The sequence below is a fragment of the Nocardiopsis akebiae genome (assembly GCF_018316795.1).
GTDB lineage: Bacteria > Actinomycetota > Actinomycetes > Streptosporangiales > Streptosporangiaceae > Nocardiopsis > Nocardiopsis dassonvillei.
In genome coordinates this window covers 5,443,696-5,462,553 of sequence record NZ_CP074132.1, presented here as the reverse complement: position 1 = coordinate 5,462,553, position 18,858 = coordinate 5,443,696, and the positions used below count along the sequence as shown (strand labels likewise).

Annotated in this window: 11 protein-coding genes; 7 read left to right on the top strand and 4 right to left on the bottom strand. The window is 72.3% G+C overall.

Going from position 1 to position 18,858, the window contains the following annotated elements; all coding sequences use genetic code 11:
- Positions 1–30 precede the first annotated feature (30 nt).
- From KGD83_RS23300 to KGD83_RS23280, 5 genes are all read left to right on the top strand, one after another.
- A complete protein-coding gene (locus KGD83_RS23300; RefSeq protein WP_212641176.1) occupies positions 31–6,267 on the top strand; it encodes a type I polyketide synthase in 6,237 nt (2,078 codons plus the stop codon).
- Positions 6,268–6,334: 67 nt separating this feature from the next.
- On the top strand, positions 6,335–7,222 hold the full coding sequence (locus KGD83_RS23295) for a 3-hydroxyacyl-CoA dehydrogenase family protein (protein WP_212641175.1): 888 nt from the start codon (positions 6,335–6,337) through the stop codon (positions 7,220–7,222).
- Positions 7,219–7,500 (top strand): acyl carrier protein, encoded by a 282-nt coding sequence (locus KGD83_RS23290; protein ID WP_212641174.1) that lies wholly within the window; start codon positions 7,219–7,221, stop codon positions 7,498–7,500. The genes KGD83_RS23295 and KGD83_RS23290 overlap by 4 nt, the downstream gene beginning before the upstream one ends.
- On the top strand, positions 7,493–8,602 hold the full coding sequence (locus KGD83_RS23285; RefSeq protein WP_212641173.1) for an acyl-CoA dehydrogenase family protein: 1,110 nt from the start codon (positions 7,493–7,495) through the stop codon (positions 8,600–8,602). The genes KGD83_RS23290 and KGD83_RS23285 overlap by 8 nt, the downstream gene beginning before the upstream one ends.
- A gap of 31 nt (positions 8,603–8,633) precedes the next feature.
- Positions 8,634–9,719, top strand: a complete 1,086-nt coding sequence (locus KGD83_RS23280) for an HAD-IIIC family phosphatase (RefSeq protein ID WP_212641172.1) — start codon at positions 8,634–8,636, stop codon at positions 9,717–9,719.
- Positions 9,720–9,756: 37 nt separating this feature from the next.
- Here KGD83_RS23280 and KGD83_RS23275 read toward each other — a convergent pair whose 3' ends face one another.
- On the bottom strand, positions 9,757–10,419 hold the full coding sequence (locus KGD83_RS23275; protein ID WP_212641171.1) for an O-methyltransferase: 663 nt from the start codon (positions 10,417–10,419) through the stop codon (positions 9,757–9,759).
- A gap of 271 nt (positions 10,420–10,690) precedes the next feature.
- On the opposite strand from KGD83_RS23275, the gene hrpA reads away from it, so the two are divergent.
- Complete coding sequence (hrpA, locus tag KGD83_RS23270; protein WP_212641170.1) at positions 10,691–14,641, top strand: ATP-dependent RNA helicase HrpA; 3,951 nt, start codon at positions 10,691–10,693, stop codon at positions 14,639–14,641.
- Positions 14,642–14,675: 34 nt separating this feature from the next.
- On the opposite strand, the gene KGD83_RS28850 is transcribed toward hrpA, so the two are convergent.
- The gene (locus tag KGD83_RS28850; RefSeq protein ID WP_249352009.1) at positions 14,676–15,191 is read right to left on the bottom strand and encodes a type II toxin-antitoxin system TacA family antitoxin; all 516 of its coding nucleotides are present in this window, start codon (positions 15,189–15,191) and stop codon (positions 14,676–14,678) included.
- A 364-nt stretch (positions 15,192–15,555) separates the two neighbouring features.
- Between KGD83_RS28850 and KGD83_RS23260 the strand changes: the two genes are divergently transcribed.
- A complete protein-coding gene (locus KGD83_RS23260; RefSeq protein ID WP_394358124.1) occupies positions 15,556–16,641 on the top strand; it encodes a lactonase family protein in 1,086 nt (361 codons plus the stop codon).
- A gap of 98 nt (positions 16,642–16,739) precedes the next feature.
- Here KGD83_RS23260 and KGD83_RS23255 read toward each other — a convergent pair whose 3' ends face one another.
- Entirely contained in the window at positions 16,740–17,804 is a 1,065-nt protein-coding gene (locus KGD83_RS23255) for a Kelch repeat-containing protein (protein WP_212641169.1), read from the bottom strand.
- Positions 17,805–17,909: 105 nt separating this feature from the next.
- Complete coding sequence (locus KGD83_RS23250; protein WP_212641168.1) at positions 17,910–18,833, bottom strand: hypothetical protein; 924 nt, start codon at positions 18,831–18,833, stop codon at positions 17,910–17,912.
- Positions 18,834–18,858 lie beyond the last annotated feature (25 nt).

Sequence of the window (18,858 nt, the reverse complement as noted above, 5' to 3'; positions counted from 1 at the left end):
GTACGCTCCCGCACCCGAAGTTGGTCTCCCATGACGCATGAGGACAAGTTCCAGACACTGGCCCGCCGGCTCGCGCTCGATCTGCGCCATGCCCGCGGCCGTATCGACGAGATGGAGGAACGGCGGCACGAGCCGATCGCCGTGGTCGGCATCGGTTGCCGCTATCCGGGGGAGGTGGGCTCCGCCGACGACCTGTGGGAGCTCGTCGAGCGGGGCGCGGAGGGCCTCACCGACTTCCCCACCGACCGGGGCTGGGAACTGGACACGCTGTTCGACAGCGATCCCGCCACCCCGGGGACGAGCTACCTGCGCAGGGGCGGATTCCTGCACGGGGCCGCCGGGTTCGACGCCGGGTTCTTCGGGATCGGCCCCCGCGAGGCCACCGCCATGGACCCGCAGCAGAGAGTCGCGCTGGAGACCTCCTGGGAGGCCGTCGAACACGCGCGCATCGACCCCACGACCCTGCGCGGCACCTCCACCGGGGTGTTCCTGGGCATGGTCGGCCAGTCCTACGGCCCGTCCATCCGACAGGCCGGGGAGGAGCTGGAGGGATACCTGCTGACCGGCGGCATGTCGGCCGTCGCGGCCGGACGGGTGTCCTACACCCTGGGCCTGGAGGGCCCCGCGCTGACCCTTGACACCGCCTGCTCCTCCTCGCTGGTCGCGCTCCACCTGGCCGTCCGCTCCCTGAGGGAGGGCGAGTGCGACCTCGCCCTGGCCGGAGGCGTCAGCGTGTACACCAACACCGGCCCCTGGGTCGCCTTCAGCCGCCAGCGCGGACTCGCCCCCGACGGCCGCTGCAAGGCCTTCTCCTCCAGCGCCGACGGCACGAGCTGGTCCGAGGGGGCGGGCATGCTCCTCCTGGAAAGGCTCAGCACGGCACGGAGCAACGGTCGCCGTGTGCTGGGGGTGCTGCGCGGCAGCGCCGTGAACCAGGACGGTGCCAGCAGCGGGCTGTCGGTGCCCAACGGAACGGCCCAGCAGCGAGTGATCCGGGAGGCCCTGGCCGACGCACGGCTCGCCCCCGGAGAGGTCGACCTGGTGGAGGCGCACGGAACGGGAACGACGCTGGGCGACCCCATCGAGGCCAACGCGCTGCTGTCCACCTACGGACGTGACCGCCCCGCCGACCGGCCCGTCGGCGTGGGGTCGTTGAAGTCCAACATCGGCCACGCCGGGGCGGCGGCGGGTGTGGGCGGCGTGATCAAGGCGATCATGGCGATGCGGCACGGCGTCCTGCCCCGCACCCTGCACGTGGACGAGCCCAGCGCCCACGTGGACTGGGAGTCCGGGGCGCTGGCGCTGCTGACCGAGGCCGCGCCGTGGCCGCGGACCGGCCGTCCGCGCCGCGCAGCCGTGTCCTCGTTCGGCGTGAGCGGGACCAACGCCCACGTGGTCCTCGAAGAGGCCCCGGAGGACTCCGAGCCCGGACCCGAGACCGGGAGCGGCCCGGCCCCCCTGGAAACGGACACGGTTGCGTGGCCGGTCAGCGCCCGGTCGGAGGCAGCGCTGCGCGCCCAGGCCGCCCGCCTGCACGACCACCTCGCGAGGCGCCCCGAACTCGACCCCGCCGACGTCGGATGGTCCCTGGCCGCCACCCGCTCGGAGTTCGAGCACAGGGCGGTGGTGACGGCGCGGGACCGGGAGGGCCTCCTCCGGGGCCTGGACGCCATCGGCAGGGCCGACCCGGACGACGGCGTCCACCGGGGTACCGCCGCCCGGGAGCGCGCCGTGTTCGTCTTCCCCGGCCAGGGCTCCCAGTGGAAGGGCATGGCCGTCGACCTGATGGCCGCCTCCCCCGTCTTCGCCCGGACGATGGCCGACTGCGAGCGCGCGCTGTCCCCCTTCGTGGACTGGTCGCTCGCGGCCGTGCTCAGACAGGAGGAGGGAGCCGCCGCCCTGGACCGCGACGACGTCGCGCAACCGGCGCTGTGGGCGGTGATGGTCTCGCTCGCCGCGCTGTGGCGGTCCCTCGGCGTCGAGCCCTCCGCCGTGGTCGGCCACTCCCAGGGGGAGATCGCGGCGGCGTGCGTGGCCGGGGCGCTCTCGCTGGACGACGCGGCCAGGGTCGTGGCGCTGCGGAGCCGGGCGGTCCTGGAGCTCGCCGGCACCGGGGCGATGGCCTCGGTCGCTCTCGGCTCCGAGGAGTTGGGCGAGCGCATGGCCGAGTTCGGCGGCCGGGTGCACGTCGCCGTCGTCAACGGCCCGGCCTCCACCGTCGTCGCGGGAGAGCCGGAGGCGGTGCGGAGCCTGGTGAAGGAGTACGAGGCCCGGGGCGTGCACGCACGTCTCATCCCTGTCGAGTACGCCTCCCACACACCGCACGTGGAGCGGCTCCGGGACAGTGTCCTCACGGCCCTGGCCGGTGTCGTCCCCCGGCGGCCGGACGTCCCGGTCTACTCCTCCGTGACGGGCGGCCCCCTCGGCGACACGCCCATGGACGCCGACTACTGGTACCGGGGCCTGCGCCATCGGGTCCGCTTCGAGGAGACCGTCGGCGCGCTGCTCCGCGACGGACACGGCACGTTCCTGGAGGTGTCCCCGCACCCGGTGCTCGGCACGGCCGTCCAGGAGACCTGCCAGGAGGCGGGCGCCGACGGCGCCGTGGCCCTGGGCACCCTGCGCCGCGACGAGGGAGGGCCCGAGCGCTTCCTCGCCTCGCTCGCGCAGGCGCACGCGCACGGCGTCGCGGTGGACTGGTCCCGGCTGTTCGGCGCACGCCGGAGGGTGGACCTGCCGACCTACGCCTTCCAGCACCGCCACCACTGGGCCGTCGACGGTGCCGAGGGCGCGGACGTCACCCGTGCGGGCCTCAACGGAGCCGACCACCCCATGCTCGGCGCAGCGGTCTCCCTCGCGTCCGGCGACGAGTACCTGTTCACGGGCCGGATCGGTCTGGAGAGCCACCCCTGGCTGGCCGACCACGTCGTGCTGGACATGGTCCTGGTTCCCGGGACCGCCTTCCTCGAACTCGCCCTGCACGTCGGCGAACGCGTCGGGTGCCCGCGCGTGGAGGAACTGGTCCTGCACACCCCGCTGCGGCTCCCGACCCGAGGGGGCGTACGGCTCCAGCTCAGGGTCGGCCCGCCGGACGCCAACGGCGCCAGGCCGCTCGCCGTGCACTCCCGGCCCGGAGACGGCGACGACGGCCCCTGGACCCAGCACGCGAGCGGCCAGGTCACCCGGCCCCGGCCGGAGCACGGGGCGCCGAAGCAGGACGCGTCCTGGCCGCCGAAGGGCGCCGTCCCGGTGCCGGTGGACGACTTCTACCCCCGCATCGCCGAGATGGGCAACGCCTTCGGGCCGGTCTTCAGCAGTATGCGGGCGGTGTGGCGGGACGGGGACGACCTGTACGCGGAGGTCCGGCTGCCGGAGGGGGCGCGGGCCGACGCCGCCCGGTTCGGCGTGCACCCGGCGCTGATGGACTCCTCGCAGCACCCCCTCGCCCTCGCTCACACCTCCGCCCCCTCCGGCGGCCCGAGCCTCGCCGAGGCGGCCGGCCTCCCCTTCGCCTGGTCCGACGTCACCCTCCACGCCACCGGGGCGGCACACGTCAGGGTCCGTCTGTCCCAGACGGAACAGGACTCGGTCTCCCTGGAGCTCACCGACCCCTCGGGCCGCCCCGTCGCCTCCGTCGGCTCCCTGGTCATACGTCCCATCAGCCCCCGGCAACTGGCGGCGGCCACCCGCGGGGGAGGGGACGACCTGTTCCGCGTCACGTGGTCCGAACCCACCGGCGCGCCCGCGTCCGCCGACGGCCCCCGGCCCCTCGCGATCGTGGGGCCCGACCCCCTGGGCGTCGCGGACGTCCTCGCGGCGGCGGGCCACCCGGTCCGGTCCCACCAGGACGCCGACGCACTCCACGCGGCCCTGGCGGCCGGGGACCCCGTTCCGTCCGCCGTGGTCGTGCCGTGCGCGGCCACCGATCCCGAGGACACCGCCGAGGCCGCCTACACCGCCACCTACCGGGCGCTGGACCGGCTCCAGGGCTGGCTGCTCGACGAACGCTGCGAGGACCTCCCCCTGGTCCTGCTCACGCGGGGCGCCGTCAGCGCGGCGGAGGGCGACCACGTCCCGGACCTGGACCACGCGCCCCTGTGGGGGCTGGCCCGCACCGTGCAGATGGAGTTCCCCGGCAGGTGCTCCATCGTCGACGTGGACGACACGGGGTCGGCGCCGACGGCCCTGGCGGCGGTACTGGACGGGGGGGAACCCCAGGCCGCCGTCCGCGGCGGCACGGTGCTCGTCCCGAGGCTGGACCGCGCCGCGCCGCTGGAGGGCCGGTCGCTGGACCTGGGATCGGACGGGACCGTGCTCGTCACCGGTGCCAACGGAACGGTCGGCAGCGTGATCGTCCGCCACCTGGCCGCCGAGTGCGGAGCACGCCACCTGCTCCTGGTCAGCCGCAGCGGACGGCAGGGCACCAGCCCCGAACTCCAGGCCGACCTGGCCGGACTCGGGGCCACCCTGTCCTTCGCCGCCTGCGACACCGCCGACCGCGACGCCCTGCGCGAGGTCATCGCCTCGGTCCCCCCGGACCGGCCGCTGAGGTCGGTCGTCCACATCGCCGGCACCGTCGGCGGAGCCGTCTTCACCGCGCTCACCAGGGAACACGTCGACCACGTGATGCGACCCAAGGTCGACGCATCCTTGAACCTGCACGAGCTGACGCGCGACCTGGACCTGCGGGAGTTCGTCCTGTTCTCCTCGGCGGCCAGCACGCTGGGCAACCCCGGCCAGGCCAACTACGCCGCGGCCAACGTCTACCTCGACGCCCTGGCGCACCGGCGCCGCGCCCGGGGCCTGCCCGCCACCACCATCGGATGGGGCATGTGGGCCGAGCGCAGCCAGCTCACGGTGCGGTTGGACGACACCGACCTGCACAGGTACGCGCGAATGGGCATGAGCGAACAGATCGCCACCGAGCGGGGGAAGGCGCTCTTCGAGGAGGCCCTGGCCGCGGACGCGGCCCACCTCCTGGCGGTGCCGCTGGACGTCGCGGGGATGTCCCAGCGGAGCATGAGGGGCGCCGACGTCCCGACGATGCTGCGCGCGCTGGTGCGCCGACCGCGCCGCAGGGCGGCGGGGCTGACGGCCGACTCCGGGGACCTGCGCCGCCGTCTGGCCGGGGCGGAGGCCGAACAGCGCGGACAGCTGGTCCTCGACCTCGTACGGGAGGCCACGGCCGAGGTGCTCGGACACTCCGCGCCCCAGGACGTGCCGGTCGACCGGGACTTCCTGGAGATCGGCTTCGACTCGCTCACCGCGGTCGAGCTCCGCAACCAGCTCCGCTCCCTGACCGGACTGCGCCTTCCCGCCGGGCTGGCGTTCAAGTACCCCACGCCCACGGCCGTGGCGGGTTTCCTCCTGGAGAGCCTGCCCGCCCCGGACGAGTCGGCCCCCCGGCCGCGCGGGGCGGAGAGCGCTCCCGAGGCGGACGGGCGGGGGACGCCGGACAGCCTTGTCGCGCTCTTCGAGGAGTTCTGCCGCCAGGGCAGGACCGCCGAGGGCATGCGGCTGCTTGACACGGCAGGGCTGGTGCGTCCCTCCTTCTCCGAGGCGGAGGGCTACGTCAGCGCCCGAGGTCCGGTCGTGCTGTCGAGCAAGGAGGCCGACTCCTCCGTCCTGGTGTGCCTGCCGTCCATCGTCCTGGCCTCCGGACCCCAGGAGTTCGCCAGGTTCGCCGCCGGCGTGCGCGGTCTGCGGGAGGTCAAGGTCGTTCCCCACCCGGGTTTCCGGGACGGGGAACCGCTGCCGGACACGCTGGCGGCGGCCCTGTCGGCGCAGGCCGACGCCGTCGCCGGCTGCGCCGACGGCCGCCCCTTCGTCCTCGTCTCCCGCTCCTCCGGGGGGCCGGTCGCGCACGCCGTGGCCGAACTCCTGGAGGAGCGCGGTGTGCGCCCGGCGGCCCTGGCGCTGCTGGACCCGCCGCACCCGGACGACGAGGCGGTCCTGCCGACCACGGAGGCCCAGATGCTCCAGCGCGGCGGCGCCCTGGGCATCGTCGACAGCGCCCGCCTCACCGCGATGGGACGTTACATGCGGCTGTTCGCCGACGTACGCCTCGGTGCCGTCGCGGCGCCCTCGGCGGTCCTGCGGCCGGAGGACCCCATCACCGACCGGGACGGAGCCCCCATCCCCCCGTTCAGCTGGGCGCCCCCGCACGAGCGGATCACCGTTCCCGGCGACCACTTCACGATGTTGGAGGACCACGCCGACATCGTCGCCCGGGTGCTGCACGACTGGTTGTCGGAGCGCGGTCTGTGAACGGCCCTCCCCGCACCCGCGTACCGTCTCCCCCGGCGGTACCCAGCACAGAAGACAGGAGGCCCTGATGCCCACGCAGGAGGCACCGCCGAGCCCGGGCGGGCACCGGATCACGGTGATCGGAGCAGGCACCATGGGCGCCGGGATCACCTCCCTCGCGCTCGGCCACGGCGTGCCCGTGACGCTGGTCGACGTCGACCCGGCCGCCCTCGACGGGGCGCGCGACAGGATCGCGTACCACGGGCGCGTCGCCCAGTTGATGGGGGCCGCACCGGAGGGGGTGCGGCCCGGCGCGCTCGACACCACCACCTCACTGGAGTCCGCGGCCGGGGCCACGGTCGTCATCGAGGCCGTCACCGAGGACGAGGACACCAAGGCCGGGCTCCTCACGGAGGTGGGCGCCAGGACCAAGCCGGGCACGGTCCTGATCACCAACACCTCTTCCATTCCCGTGGACCACCTCGCCGGACACCACCCCCGCCCCGACGAGGTGGTGGGCACCCACTTCATGAACCCGCCCTACCTGATCCGCACGGTGGAGGTCATCAGGGGCCCGCGGACCTCTCGACACACGCTGGACGCCCTCGACGGCCTGCTGCGCACGCTGCGCCGGGAGTCCGTCACCGTGTCCGACGCGCCGGGGTTCGTCACCAGCCGCCTGCTGCACCCGATGATCAACGACGCCGCCCGGGTGGTCCAGGAGGGCACCGCCAGCGCGGAGGACGTCGACGCGCTCATGGTCGGCTGCCTCGGCCACCGGACGGGGCCGCTGCGGACCGCGGACATGATCGGCCTGGACAACCTCGTCGACTCCCTGCGGGTCCTGTACGAACGCACCGGCGACGAGCGCTGCCGCCCCTGCGACCTCCTCCTGGAGAAGGTCGGGGCGGGAGACCACGGCCGTAAGAGCGGCCGCGGTTTCTTCACCTACGAACGGACGGAGCAACTGTCATGACCACGCCCGCACAGACACCCCGGAGCCACGGGGAGATCGAGGCCGGCCTCATCACCTTCCTGGAGGGCCGGACCCGGGCGTCGTGGGACGAGGACGTCGACCTGTTCGCCACCGGCGGGCTGTCGTCGATGTTCGCCATGGAACTCGTCGTGCACCTGGAGCAGGCCCACGGGGTCTCCATCCGCGGCGGCGACCTGAAACTCGACAACTTCCGCACGGTCCGGACCATGGCCGCCCTGGTCCGGCGCCTGAAGGCAGACGAGGACACCGATGGCTGACGACGTGACGGCCCTCGCGGCGCGGGTCAGCGAGGTCGTCGGGGACCGTGCCGACGCGTGGGACCGCTCCGGGGAGCTGCCCGGACCGGTGCTGCGCGAACTCGCCTCCGGCGGTCTGCTGTGCCCGCAGGTCCCCTCCCGGTACGGCGGCCGGGGGCTGGACAGCCGTGAGGGCGGGGAGCTCACCGCGCACGTGGGCAGCCTGTGCAGCTCCGTGCGCAGCGTCATGACCTCGCAGCAGATGGTGGCGGGCAGCGTCGAGCGGCTCGGGAACGAGGACCAGCGCGACCGCTACCTGCCGCTCCTGACGTGCGGGCGGATCGCCGCGGCCGCCTTCAGCGAGCCCGGCGCGGGCAGCGACCTCTCGGCCATGGCGACCACCATCCGGGCCGAGGGGGACACGGTGGTGGTCGACGGGCGCAAGTCGTGGATCACCACGTCCGCCTACGCCGACGTGCTCCTGGTGTTCGGCCGGTTCGGGGACGCGGCGGCCGCGGTCGTCGTTCCCGCCGACGCCCCCGGCGTCACCGTCGAGAGGATCTCCGACCCCCTGGGCTGCCGGGCCGCCGGGCACGCCGACATCACCTTCGACGGTGTGCGCGTGTCGGCCGACGCCGTGCTCGGCGGCGGCGGGCTCCCCCTGCCGTTCCTGGTCACGGCCGCCCTGGCACACGGCCGCATGTCGGTGGCCTGGGGGTGCGTGGGAATCCTGCGCGCCTGCCTGTCCGAGGCGACCCGGCACGCCCGTACCCGCGAACAGTTCGGCGTCCCGATCGCCCGGCACCAGCTGGTCGCGCGCCACCTGGCCGAGATCTACACCGCCGAACAGATCGCCACCCGCGCGTGCGAGCACGCCAGCGGCCGCTGGGAGGCCGGTTCGCCGGACATGGTCACCGCCACCGTGCTGGCCAAGCACGTCAGCGCCACCCACGCCGTCTCCGGCGCGAGTGCGGCGCTGCAGGTCCTGGCGTCCGCGGGGGCCCGCGACGGCCACACCGTGGCGCGCGCCCACCGGGACGCCCGGATGATGGAGATCATCGAGGGCAGCAGCGAGATGTGCACACTCCTCCTGGCCGACCACGCCCTTGCCACCGCCGACTGAACCATTCCCGAAGCGAAGAGGAGGAGCAACGGTGAGCGCAGACACGGAGAGCCGCGATCCGGCGCTGGTGAAGTGCCTGGTGTGGGACCTCGACAACACGTTGTGGCGGGGCACCCTCCTGGAGGGGGACGAGCCGGTCCTGACCGAGGAGCTCCGCGACGTGGTGGTCGAGCTGGACTCCCGCGGCATCCTCCAGGCGGTCGCGAGCAAGAACGACCACGACATGGCCTGGGCCTGGCTGGAGAAGCTGGGAGTGGCCGACTACCTCGTGCTGCCCCGCATCGGCTGGGGCCCCAAGTCGCAGTCGGTACGGGCCATCGCGGACCGGCTGAACTTCGCCCACGGAGCGGTCGCCTTCGTCGACGACCAGCCCGCCGAACGCGCCGAGGTCGAGTTCTCCCTGCCCGAGGTCCGCTGCTACACGGCGGAGCAGGCCGCGTCCCTGCCCGAGCTGCCGGAGTTCAGCCCGCCCGTGGTCACCGTGGACGCGCGGCGCAGGCGCACGATGTACCAGGCCGGGTTCGCGCGCGAGGAGGCGCGGACGGACTTCACCGGCCCCGACGAGGAGTTCCTGCGCTCCCTGGACCTGGTGATGGGCATCGGGAGGGCCGGCGGGGAGGACCTGTCCCGGGTCGAGGAACTGACCGTGCGGACCAGCCAGATGAACGCCACCGGCGTGCACTACTCCGACACCGCCCTGCGCGGGCTGCTGTCGGATCCCGGGCACGAGGTGCTGGTCGTCACCCTCACGGACCGCTTCGGCCCCCACGGGGCCGTCGGAGTGGTGCTCCTGGAGAGGCACCCGGCGGTGTGGCACCTGAAACTGCTGGCGACCTCCTGCCGGGTGGTCTCCTTCGGTGCGGGCGCCGCGATCCTGAACTGGCTGGTCGACCAGGCCGCGCGCGGGGGGAGGCACCTCGTCGCGGACTTTCGGCCCACGGAGCGCAACCGGATGATGGAGATCGCCTACCGGTTCGCCGGATTCACCGACGACCCCTGCCCGTGCTCCGGGGCGGTGGCCGGGGCCGCCGAGGAGGGCGTCCAGAGGCTGCACCTGGCGGCCGAGCGCCGCGAACCCCCCGCCACGCTCAGGATCGAGGCCGCGGACCTGGGGTGAGGACCCGCCGGGTGGAGGCCACCCGGCGGCGCCCTACCTACCGTTTGCGGACCAGGGTGATCCCGTCGGCCATGGGGACGAGGGACAGGTCCACCCGCTCGTCGCGGTGCAGGGCCTCGTTCAGCTCACGGATCGCCTCCGTGTCCGGGTCCCGCGCGTCCCCGTCGGCCACGCGGCCGGAGAAGAGGGTGTTGTCCACGACGATGAGCCCGCCGGTGCGCACCAGCGGGAACGAGCGCTCGTAGTAGACCGGGTAGTTCTTCTTGTCGGCGTCGATGAAAACCATGTCGAAAACGCCCGGGCCCTGTTTCCCCGCCAAATCCGAGAGCGTTTCCGCGGCGTCCCCCACGCGCAGTTCGATGCGGTCCTCGACCCCGGCGCGTTTCCAGTGGGGTGCGCCTATTTCCGCCCAGCGGTCCGTGATGTCACAGGTGGTGACCTTTCCCCCGGGAGGGAGCGCGCGAGCCATGCACAGGGTGCTGTAGCCGGTGAAGGTGCCGATCTCCAGCACTGAACGGGCGCCGACCAGCCGGACGAGGAGGGCCAGCAGCTGTCCCTCCTCCGCCATAACCTGAAGCGACTCCCCTCCGGGAAGTCCGGACGTTTCCTCGCGCAGTTCGGACAGGACGTCGTCCTCGCGCAGGGAGGCGCCGCGCACGTAGTCCAGAAGGGCGGGGGTCATTTCGGTCTGATGAGCCATGCGGTGGATACTAGACGGAGTGACCAGGCGGGACAAAGTATGGGTAATGGCGGTTTATCCGCTCCGCGTGGAAACGGAGCCGCCCGGGGCCGGCCCCACCGGGCCGCCGTCCAGCGCGCGGCGGCGGGACGCACGCCCCGGAACAGAACGGACCCGCCTGGCGTTGGCCGGTACGTGCCCGCGGCTCCCCTTCGCCCGCCCGCGACCGCGCGTCCACCGCGCGGACCCGGCGGCGAAAACCGGTTGCCGTCCCTCCTACCCTTGACTACTGATGAGCACCACCACGCCCGCGCCCGCCGCGGACACGCTGCGCTCCCGGCTGCGCGACCTCATGCCCTCGGACCGCCACCGGCTCCGTCGGCGTATCGACGGCCTGGCCAAGATCGGCGACGAGCGCCGCCGCGCCTCCGTCGCCGCCCAGATCGCCGGGGACGTCGACGAGGCGCTCCTGCGCGTGAACCTGCGCCGCGAGTCCGTGCCCGAGCTGAGCTACCCCGAGTCCCTGCCGGTCAGCTCCCGGCGCGACGACATCGCCGAGGCCATCCGCGACCACCAGGTCGTCATCGTCGCCGGTGAGACAGGATCGGGCAAGACCACCCAGCTGCCCAAGATCTGCCTGGAGCTGGGGCGCGGCGTCATGGGCACCATCGGCCACACCCAGCCCCGGCGGCTGGCCGCCCGCACCGTCGCCGAGCGCATCGCCGAGGAGATCGGCACCCCGCTGGGCGAGACGGTCGGCTACAAGGTCCGCTTCACCGACTCCTCCAGCGACAGCACCTTGGTCAAGCTGATGACCGACGGCATCCTCCTCGCCGAGATCCAGCACGACCGCATGCTGCGCCAGTACGACACGCTCATCATCGACGAGGCCCACGAGCGCAGCCTCAACGTCGACTTCCTGCTGGGCTACCTCAAACAGCTGCTGCCCCGGCGTCCCGACCTCAAGGTCGTCATCACCTCGGCCACCATCGACCCCGAGCGCTTCTCCCGCCACTTCGACGACGCCCCCATCGTCGAGGTCTCCGGGCGCACCTACCCGGTCGAGGTCCGCTACCGGCCCATCTCCGAGGAGATCCTCGACCCCGAGGAGAGGAATCCCGGCGGCGGCACCGACCGCGACCAGACCCAGGCCATCCTGGACGCCGTGGACGAGCTCGGCCGCGAGGCCCCCGGCGACGTGCTGGTCTTCCTCAGCGGCGAGCGCGAGATCCGCGACACCGCCGAGGCCCTGGAGAAGAAGAAGCTCCCGGGCACCGAGGTCCTGCCGCTCTACGCGCGCCTGTCCACGAACGAGCAGAGACGCGTGTGGTCCTCGCACAGCGGGCGGCGCATCGTCCTGGCCACCAACGTCGCCGAGACCTCCCTGACCGTCCCCGGCATCAAGTACGTCATCGACCCCGGCACCGCGCGCATCTCCCGGTACTCCCACCGCACCAAGGTGCAGCGCCTGCCCATCGAGGCGGTCTCCCAGGCCTCCGCCAACCAGCGCAAGGGCCGCTGCGGCCGCGTCTCGGAGGGCATCTGCATCCGGCTGTACTCGGAGGAGGACTTCCTCTCCCGCCCCGAGTACACCGACCCCGAGATCCTGCGCACCAACCTGGCCTCGGTCATCCTCCAGATGGCCGCCCTGGGGCTGGGCGACGTCGCGGCCTTCCCGTTCGTGGACGGCCCCGACCACCGACAGATCAAGGACGGCGTCAACCTCCTCAACGAGCTGGGCGCCCTGCACCCCGACGAGTCCGGGGGCAGGCGCAGGCTCACCCCGACGGGCCGCCGCCTGGCCCAGCTGCCCATCGACCCCCGCCTGGGCCGGATGGTCCTGGAGGCCGAGGAGCGCGACGTCCTGGGCGAGGTCCTGGTCATCACCGCGGCCCTGTCCATCCAGGACCCGCGCGAGCGGCCCACGGACAAGCAGCAGCAGGCCCAGCAGGCGCACGCCAGGTTCACCGACAAGGAGTCGGACTTCCTGGCCTACCTCAACCTGTGGAACCACCTGCGCGAGAAGCAGCGGGAACTGTCGGGCAACCAGTTCCGCAGGCTGTGCCGCGAGGAGTACCTCAACTACCTGCGCGTACGCGAGTGGCAGGACATCCACGGCCAGCTCAGGCAGGTCCTGCGCTCCATGGGCGTGGAGGTTCCGCAGCCGCGCGAGGAGGCCGCCGACCCCCGCGGCGTGCACATGTCCCTGCTGGCCGGACTCCTGTCGCACGTGGGCCTCAAGGACCCCGAGAAGCACGAGTACCTTGGGGGCCGGGGCGCCCGCTTCGCCGTCTTCCCCGGTTCGGCGCTGTTCAAGAAGCAGCCCCGCTACGTGATGGTCGCCGAGCTGGTGGAGACCTCCAAGCTCTGGGGCCGCATGGTGGCCCGGATCGAACCCGAGTGGGCCGAGGAGCTGGCCGGGGACATCGTCAAGCGCAGCTACAGCGAGCCGCACTGGGAGCGCAAGCGCGGCGCCGTCATGGCCTTCGAGCGCGTCACCCTCTACGGCGTGCCCATCGTCGTGCAGCGCAAGGTCTCCTACGGAAAGATCGACCCCGGGCTGTCCCGGGAGCTGTTCATCCGCCGCGCCCTGGTCGAGGGCGACTGGGAGACCCGCCACCACTTCTTCCACGACAACCGCAAGCTCCTGGACGAGGTGGAGGACCTCGAACACCGCGTCCGGCGCCGCGACATCGTCGTGGACGACGAGACGCTGTTCCAGTTCTACGACGCCCGCCTGCCGGACTCGGTGGTCTCGGCCGCGCACTTCGACTCCTGGTGGAAGAAGGCCCGCCGCACCGAGCCCGAGCTGCTGGACTTCACCCGCGACGAGCTCATCAACGAGGGCGCGGGGGCGATCAGCGAGGACGACTACCCGGACGTGTGGCGCCAGGGCGAGTTCACCTTCCCGCTCAGCTACCAGTTCGAGCCGGGCAGCGACTCCGACGGCGTCACCGCGCGCGTCCCGGTGAAGTTCCTCAACCAGGTGGAGGACACCGGGTTCGACTGGCAGATCCCCGGTCTGCGCGACGAACTGGTGACCGCGCTCATCCGGTCGCTGCCCAAGCCGCTGCGCCGCAACTTCGTCCCCGTCCCGGACAACGCCGCCCGCGCCCTGGCCGGACTGGCCCCCTACGAGGGGCCGCTCACCGCGGCGCTGGCCGCCGAGCTCACCCGGATGGCGGGGGAGCGGATCGCCCCCGGCGACTTCCAGCTGGACCGGGTGCCCGACCACCTGCGCATCACCTTCCGGGCCGTGGACGACCGGGGCCGGACCCTGGCCGAGTCCAAGGACCTGGAGAAGCTGCGCGCCAAGCTCAAACCGCGCCTGCGCGAGGCGATCTCGGCCGAGGCCAAGGGCGTGGAGAAGAAGGGCCTGACCTCCTGGGACTTCGGCCCGCTGGAGCAGACCCTGGAGCGCAAGGCGCTGGGGCCCAAGGTCAAGGGCTACCCGGCGCTGGTGGACGAGGGCGACAGCGTCGCGATCCGCATCTTCGACACCCGCCCCGAGCAGCGCGCCGCGATGTGGGCGGGCACCCGCCGACTGCTGCTGCTCACCGTGCCGTCCGTGGCGAACGTGGTGAGCAAGGGGCTCAACAACCCCGACAAGCTGGCTTTGGCCGACAACCCGCACGGTTCGATCCGCAGGATGCTCGACGACGCCGAGGCGGCCGCCGTCGACCACCTGCTCGCCCGCGAGGGCGGCCCGGTGTGGAACGGCCAGGACTTCGCCGGGCTCGCCGACCGGGTGCGCGCCGACCTCGGCGACACCCTGGCCGAGATCCTGGACAGGGCGGCGCGGGTCCTGGTGCTGTGGCGCAAGGTGTCCAAGAAGGTCAAGGGGACCACATCCCTGGCCGTGCTGCCCTCGCTCAACGACGTGCAGGGCCAGCTCGGCGACCTGGTGGGCGAGGGGTTCGTGACCCGCACCGGCCTGGCCCGTCTGGAAGACCTGCACCGCTACCTGCGCGGGGTGGAGTACCGGCTGAACAAGCTGCCGGAGAACCCGCGCCGCGACCAGGTGAACATGTCCAAGGTGGAGCAGATGCGCCAGGCCGTGGCCAAGCTGCGCGGGAGCCTGCCGCCCGGCCGCGCGGCCGACCCGGACGTGGCGGAGTTGCGCTGGATGCTGGAGGAGTACCGGGTGAGCCTGTTCGCGCAGGAGCTGCGCACGGCCTACCCGGTCTCGGACAAGCGCATCCTCAAGGCGGTCGAGGCCGTCAAGGCCGCCGACGGGAAGTAGGAGGGGTCGCGCCCGCCGGGGCGCTCCTCCTGGCCTACCGCGAAGGAGCCCTGCCCGTCGATCGGGCAGGGCTCGTCGTCATCCGGGCGTCTTGGCGATGTCGCTCATCTTGCGGTACAGGCGCATGCTCCCGGGGATTCCGCGGAACCCGTGTTCCTCGTGGAAGGTCTACGCGTCCTCGTCCAGGGCGTCGACCACGAGGGACCGGACCGCGAAGACCTCGTTGCCGGCCAGGGCCCGCTCGAAGGCGTCCACCAGCAGAACCGGGCCGAGCCCCTGTCCCCGAGAGGGTGTGCAGCGCCGGCCGCGCCAGCAGCACCGCGGGAATCCTGTGCGTGCTGCCCCGGGCCAGGGACTCGACCATGGCGTCGAAGAACGCTGCGGGGACCGTGGTGGTCTGCTCGCGCTGCACGACCTCCTCAGCCGCCTCCCGAGCCACCCGGACGACGAACTCGGAATCGGACCCGTGGCTGATACGGGCCGCCTCGAGGAGCAGGTCCTTGTCCTCGGGCGTAAGGCGGACTTCGATGCGTTCTGTGGCGGTGCTCATACGATGGGTTCCTCTGGGGTGGGGGACCTTCCGCCCAGTTGCTGCCGCAGCCAGGCGGGAGTGCCACCGGTTGTACGGCACTTGTACGTAACCCTCCATCGGGAAGTGGTGTTCCTTGGAGTAGGCGCACCATCGCGTTCTGTCCAGATGGCGGGTCGGAGGAAGGTTCTGCGCCGTTCGGGGGCGGTCTTGCGCCGGGCTGGGAAAGTACTTCGGGACACTGGGCTCGCCGGGTCCGCCCTCATAGCCGAGGATCAGGGCCTGTAGCATGCGCCCTGTGCCCCAGTGGTGTAGACCACTGTCGGCGGACATCACAGGCGCGAGGGAAGCGAGGCCCCCGGTGGGCGGATCGGCGAACAGCTCGGTGGGCGACTCGGTGGACGGCAAGCGGCTCCTGCTGGTGGGCACCTACACCCCCGACTCCGACCCTCCCGGGGAGGGCGAGGGGATCTACCGCGTCTGGTTCGACCCGATGACCGGCGAGATGACCGACGGCGGCGCCGCCGCCCGCACCCCGGGTCCGTCCTTCCTGGCCTTCCGCGAGGATCCGCCCACGGTGTACGCGGTCAACGAGCGCGAGAAGGGCACCGTCACCGCCTTCCGTATCGACGGCGGCGCCGTGCTCACCGAACTGGGCCGGTCCCCGACCGGCGGCGGATCGCCCTGCCACGTGCTCGCGCGCGGCTCCGAACTGGCGGTGACCAACTACGCCAACGGAGTGGCCACCGTGTACGCCCTGGCCGGTGACGGTTCCCTCGACGGAACGGTGGCGGAACTCGCGCACTCCGGAAGCGGCCCGGTCACCGACCGCCAGGAGGGGCCGCACGCGCACAGCACCGCCGCCCCCGACGAGTGCCACCTACTGGTGGCCGACCTGGGCACCGACGAGCTGCGCGTCCTGCGCGGCGGCGAGCAGGCCGGCGCCGTCGCCCTGCCCCCGGGCACCGGTCCCCGGCACACGGCCGTCCTCGGCGAGTACCTCTACGTGGCGGGCGAGCTGGACTCGCGCGTGCACGTCCTGCGCTGGAACCCCGCCGAAGGCACCGCCGAGCACCTGGGCTCCGTCCACGCCACCGGTGAGGAGGCGGCGGGCCAGAACTTCCCCGCCGAGGTCCTCACCAACGGCGACCACGTCTACGTGTCCAACCGGGGCGCGGACGCGATCGCCACCTTCGCCGTCCGCGACGGCGGCGCCCGCCTGGAGCACGTCGCCGACACCCCGGCCGGAGGGGCGTGGCCGCGCAACTTCACCGTCGTGCGCGGCCACCGCGACGAGCCCGACCACCTGGTCGTGGCCGCCCAGAACGGCGACTCGCTGGCCGCGCTGCTCCTGGACCCCGACACGGGCGTCCCCGCCGACACCGGCCACCGGCTGAGCCTGCCCGTCCCCGTGTGCGTGCTCCCGGTCCCGATCACCCGGATCCGCCGCGCCGGGGGAACCCGCGGCTGACCGCGCGGCGCCCCGCGCCGCCGGGGCGGGGCGCCGTCGCATGCTTCCCCGGCGCGGCCGAGCCCCGGCAGCCGATAGGACCACGGGTCCGCGTCGGCTCAGAGCGGGAGGTCCACGGCGAGGCCCTCCTCCGTGTAGGTGACCGGGGTGTCGCCCTGACAGGTGGGCCCCGACCACGACAGCAACCGGTCACCAGCGATGACGGAGTAGTCTCCCAGGAGGCAGGGGGCAATGCCTTCGTCCACCTGGTAAGCGGTGAATTCGCCCTCGGAGGTGCTGTAGACCCCGACCGACCCTCCCGCGACCGACACCAGCCTTCCCTCCGACCATTCGAGGAGAACCGAGGAGGCGGTACCCGTGCTCGGGGCCCCGGGAGCGCGGAAGTAGCCCGCCTCGTCCTCGTGTTCGAGCTTCCAGGAGGCGCCCCCTTCTTCGAGGGAGTAGACGGAGGAGGACTCGCCCGACTGGCCGGACAGGACCGTCCAGAGCCCTCCCCGTCCATCGCCGGCGAGGGAGACTCCCTCCCATGGGCCCTCGTGGATTCCCCGCGCCGGTATGCGGTGGCTCCTCCCGGTCCTGGGGTCGACGGCACCGAAAAGCGGCTCTCCCCCCTCCCCGATTCCGGCGAGGGCTACCTCTCCCGTCCTCAGGGGAGCGCCGTCCAAGGCCGGTAGGGCCGTGTCGGCCCGGGACCAGGTGTCGTCTTCGGGGTCGTAGAGGTGAACCGAGTGTTCTGAGAGGACGACGGCGTCGCCGTCGAGCGGAAAGCGGGCGACGGCACCGGTGATCCCGGGCGAGGGGGAGATTACGCGCCACGTGTCGGACGAGGGGTCGTACGCCGCGCTGGTGGATGCGTTCCCCACCTGGCTCTGTCCGGAGAGGACCAGCATTTCGCTTCCCGTCCACACCGCGACGTGTCCGTAGCGTCCGGCGAGTTCCTCGGGGACGGCGATGCTTCTCCACGCTCCGGTTTCCGGGTCGTACGCGGCACCGTCGGAGAGCGTGCTTCCTGCCCGCCCTCCCCAGACGATGAGTTCTTCTCCCGTCCACACCGAAGAATGGCCTTCGCGCCCTTGGACGGGGGCTGCATCGATGAGCTCCCATGATGCTTCCTGCGGGGACGGCGCGGAAGAGCAGGCGGAGGCCAGGATGAGGACCACCATGGCATGGATGAGGGCTGTGGTTTTTTTCATCTCGCCGTGCTCGGAATCGGGAAAAGGGGCTCCCGGGCCCGGGAGCCCCCTGTCAGAGGACAGTGTCAGAAGTGTCTACCACGGGACCCAGCCGAGGTCCTTCCACAGGATGAACTGCTCCTCAGGCCTGCCCTGGGGTCCTCGGTGGTTGACCTCGGCCCAGGCGTAGTCGGCCAGCTTCGGGACTACCGTGGTGTTGTCCGCCTCGAAGACCATGCCGTAGTCCAGTGTCTTCTGGCGTCGTACTTCGCCCTCGAAGACCTGTCCCATCTTTCCCTGGTTCGGGATGGCGTCGACCCAGGTCTCCTCGCAGTCGGTCGTGGGGAAGGTGATCCCCGTACCGTCCACACCGATCGACACCGAAGTGCCGGGGGTGCACGTGCTCTCGGGTGAGATCGGGGCCCAGTCCACCATCCTGTCCACGCTGCCCTCGTCACCGTTCCAGGGCTGGGTGCGCGCGGAGAAGTCGACCAGGCGCGGCGACATGGCCAGCTCGCTGTTGGGGATGGCGTTCGTCCAGGTGGCCCTCCTGTAGTAGCCCCACAGGTCCGTACCGGCCTCGGCGAATTTCTCGTAGCACGTGGTCAGGTGATGCTTCTGATTGGTCGAGGGCGCGTCCGGGTCCGCGGCGTAAGCCGGTTCGTAGAAGAAGTCCAGACAGAACCTGTGGTCCATGTACATGTTTTCGGGAATGGCGATGGAGTTGGATTCGCTGCTTTGGGGAGATTCGCCCTCCGTGGCTGCTGAATCCTCCTCGACCAGTACGCCGATACCCGTCTGGCCGCCGTGGTCTCCGAAGTCCGCGTAGGCGACGTCGAGGGAGGCCGGGATGATCCCCTCGTCCCAGACGATCTCGATACCACTCCCCGCTCCCGTTGGGTCCTCGACAACCGCGTAGTTCACGTCCTCCGCGCCAGCGCCGCGAGCGGAACGGTCGGTGTTGTCGAGGGCAAGGGCCACCGCCTCGGTGTTCGCGCTGGGGGAGGTGTCGACGTTCAAGTCTGAGAACGTTATCCGCTCGGAC

Coding starts and splice junctions, on each gene's coding strand:
- KGD83_RS23275 (WP_212641171.1), bottom strand. CDS start 10,419: ATGGCTCATCAGACCGAAATGACCCCCGCCCTTCTGGACTACGTGCGC.
- KGD83_RS23285 (WP_212641173.1), top strand. CDS start 7,493: ATGGCTGACGACGTGACGGCCCTCGCGGCGCGGGTCAGCGAGGTCGTC.
- KGD83_RS23295 (WP_212641175.1), top strand. CDS start 6,335: ATGCCCACGCAGGAGGCACCGCCGAGCCCGGGCGGGCACCGGATCACG.
- KGD83_RS23255 (WP_212641169.1), bottom strand. CDS start 17,804: ATGGTGGTCCTCATCCTGGCCTCCGCCTGCTCTTCCGCGCCGTCCCCG.
- KGD83_RS28850 (WP_249352009.1), bottom strand. CDS start 15,191: ATGAGCACCGCCACAGAACGCATCGAAGTCCGCCTTACGCCCGAGGAC.
- KGD83_RS23290 (WP_212641174.1), top strand. CDS start 7,219: ATGACCACGCCCGCACAGACACCCCGGAGCCACGGGGAGATCGAGGCC.
- KGD83_RS23300 (WP_212641176.1), top strand. CDS start 31: ATGACGCATGAGGACAAGTTCCAGACACTGGCCCGCCGGCTCGCGCTC.
- hrpA (WP_212641170.1), top strand. CDS start 10,691: ATGAGCACCACCACGCCCGCGCCCGCCGCGGACACGCTGCGCTCCCGG.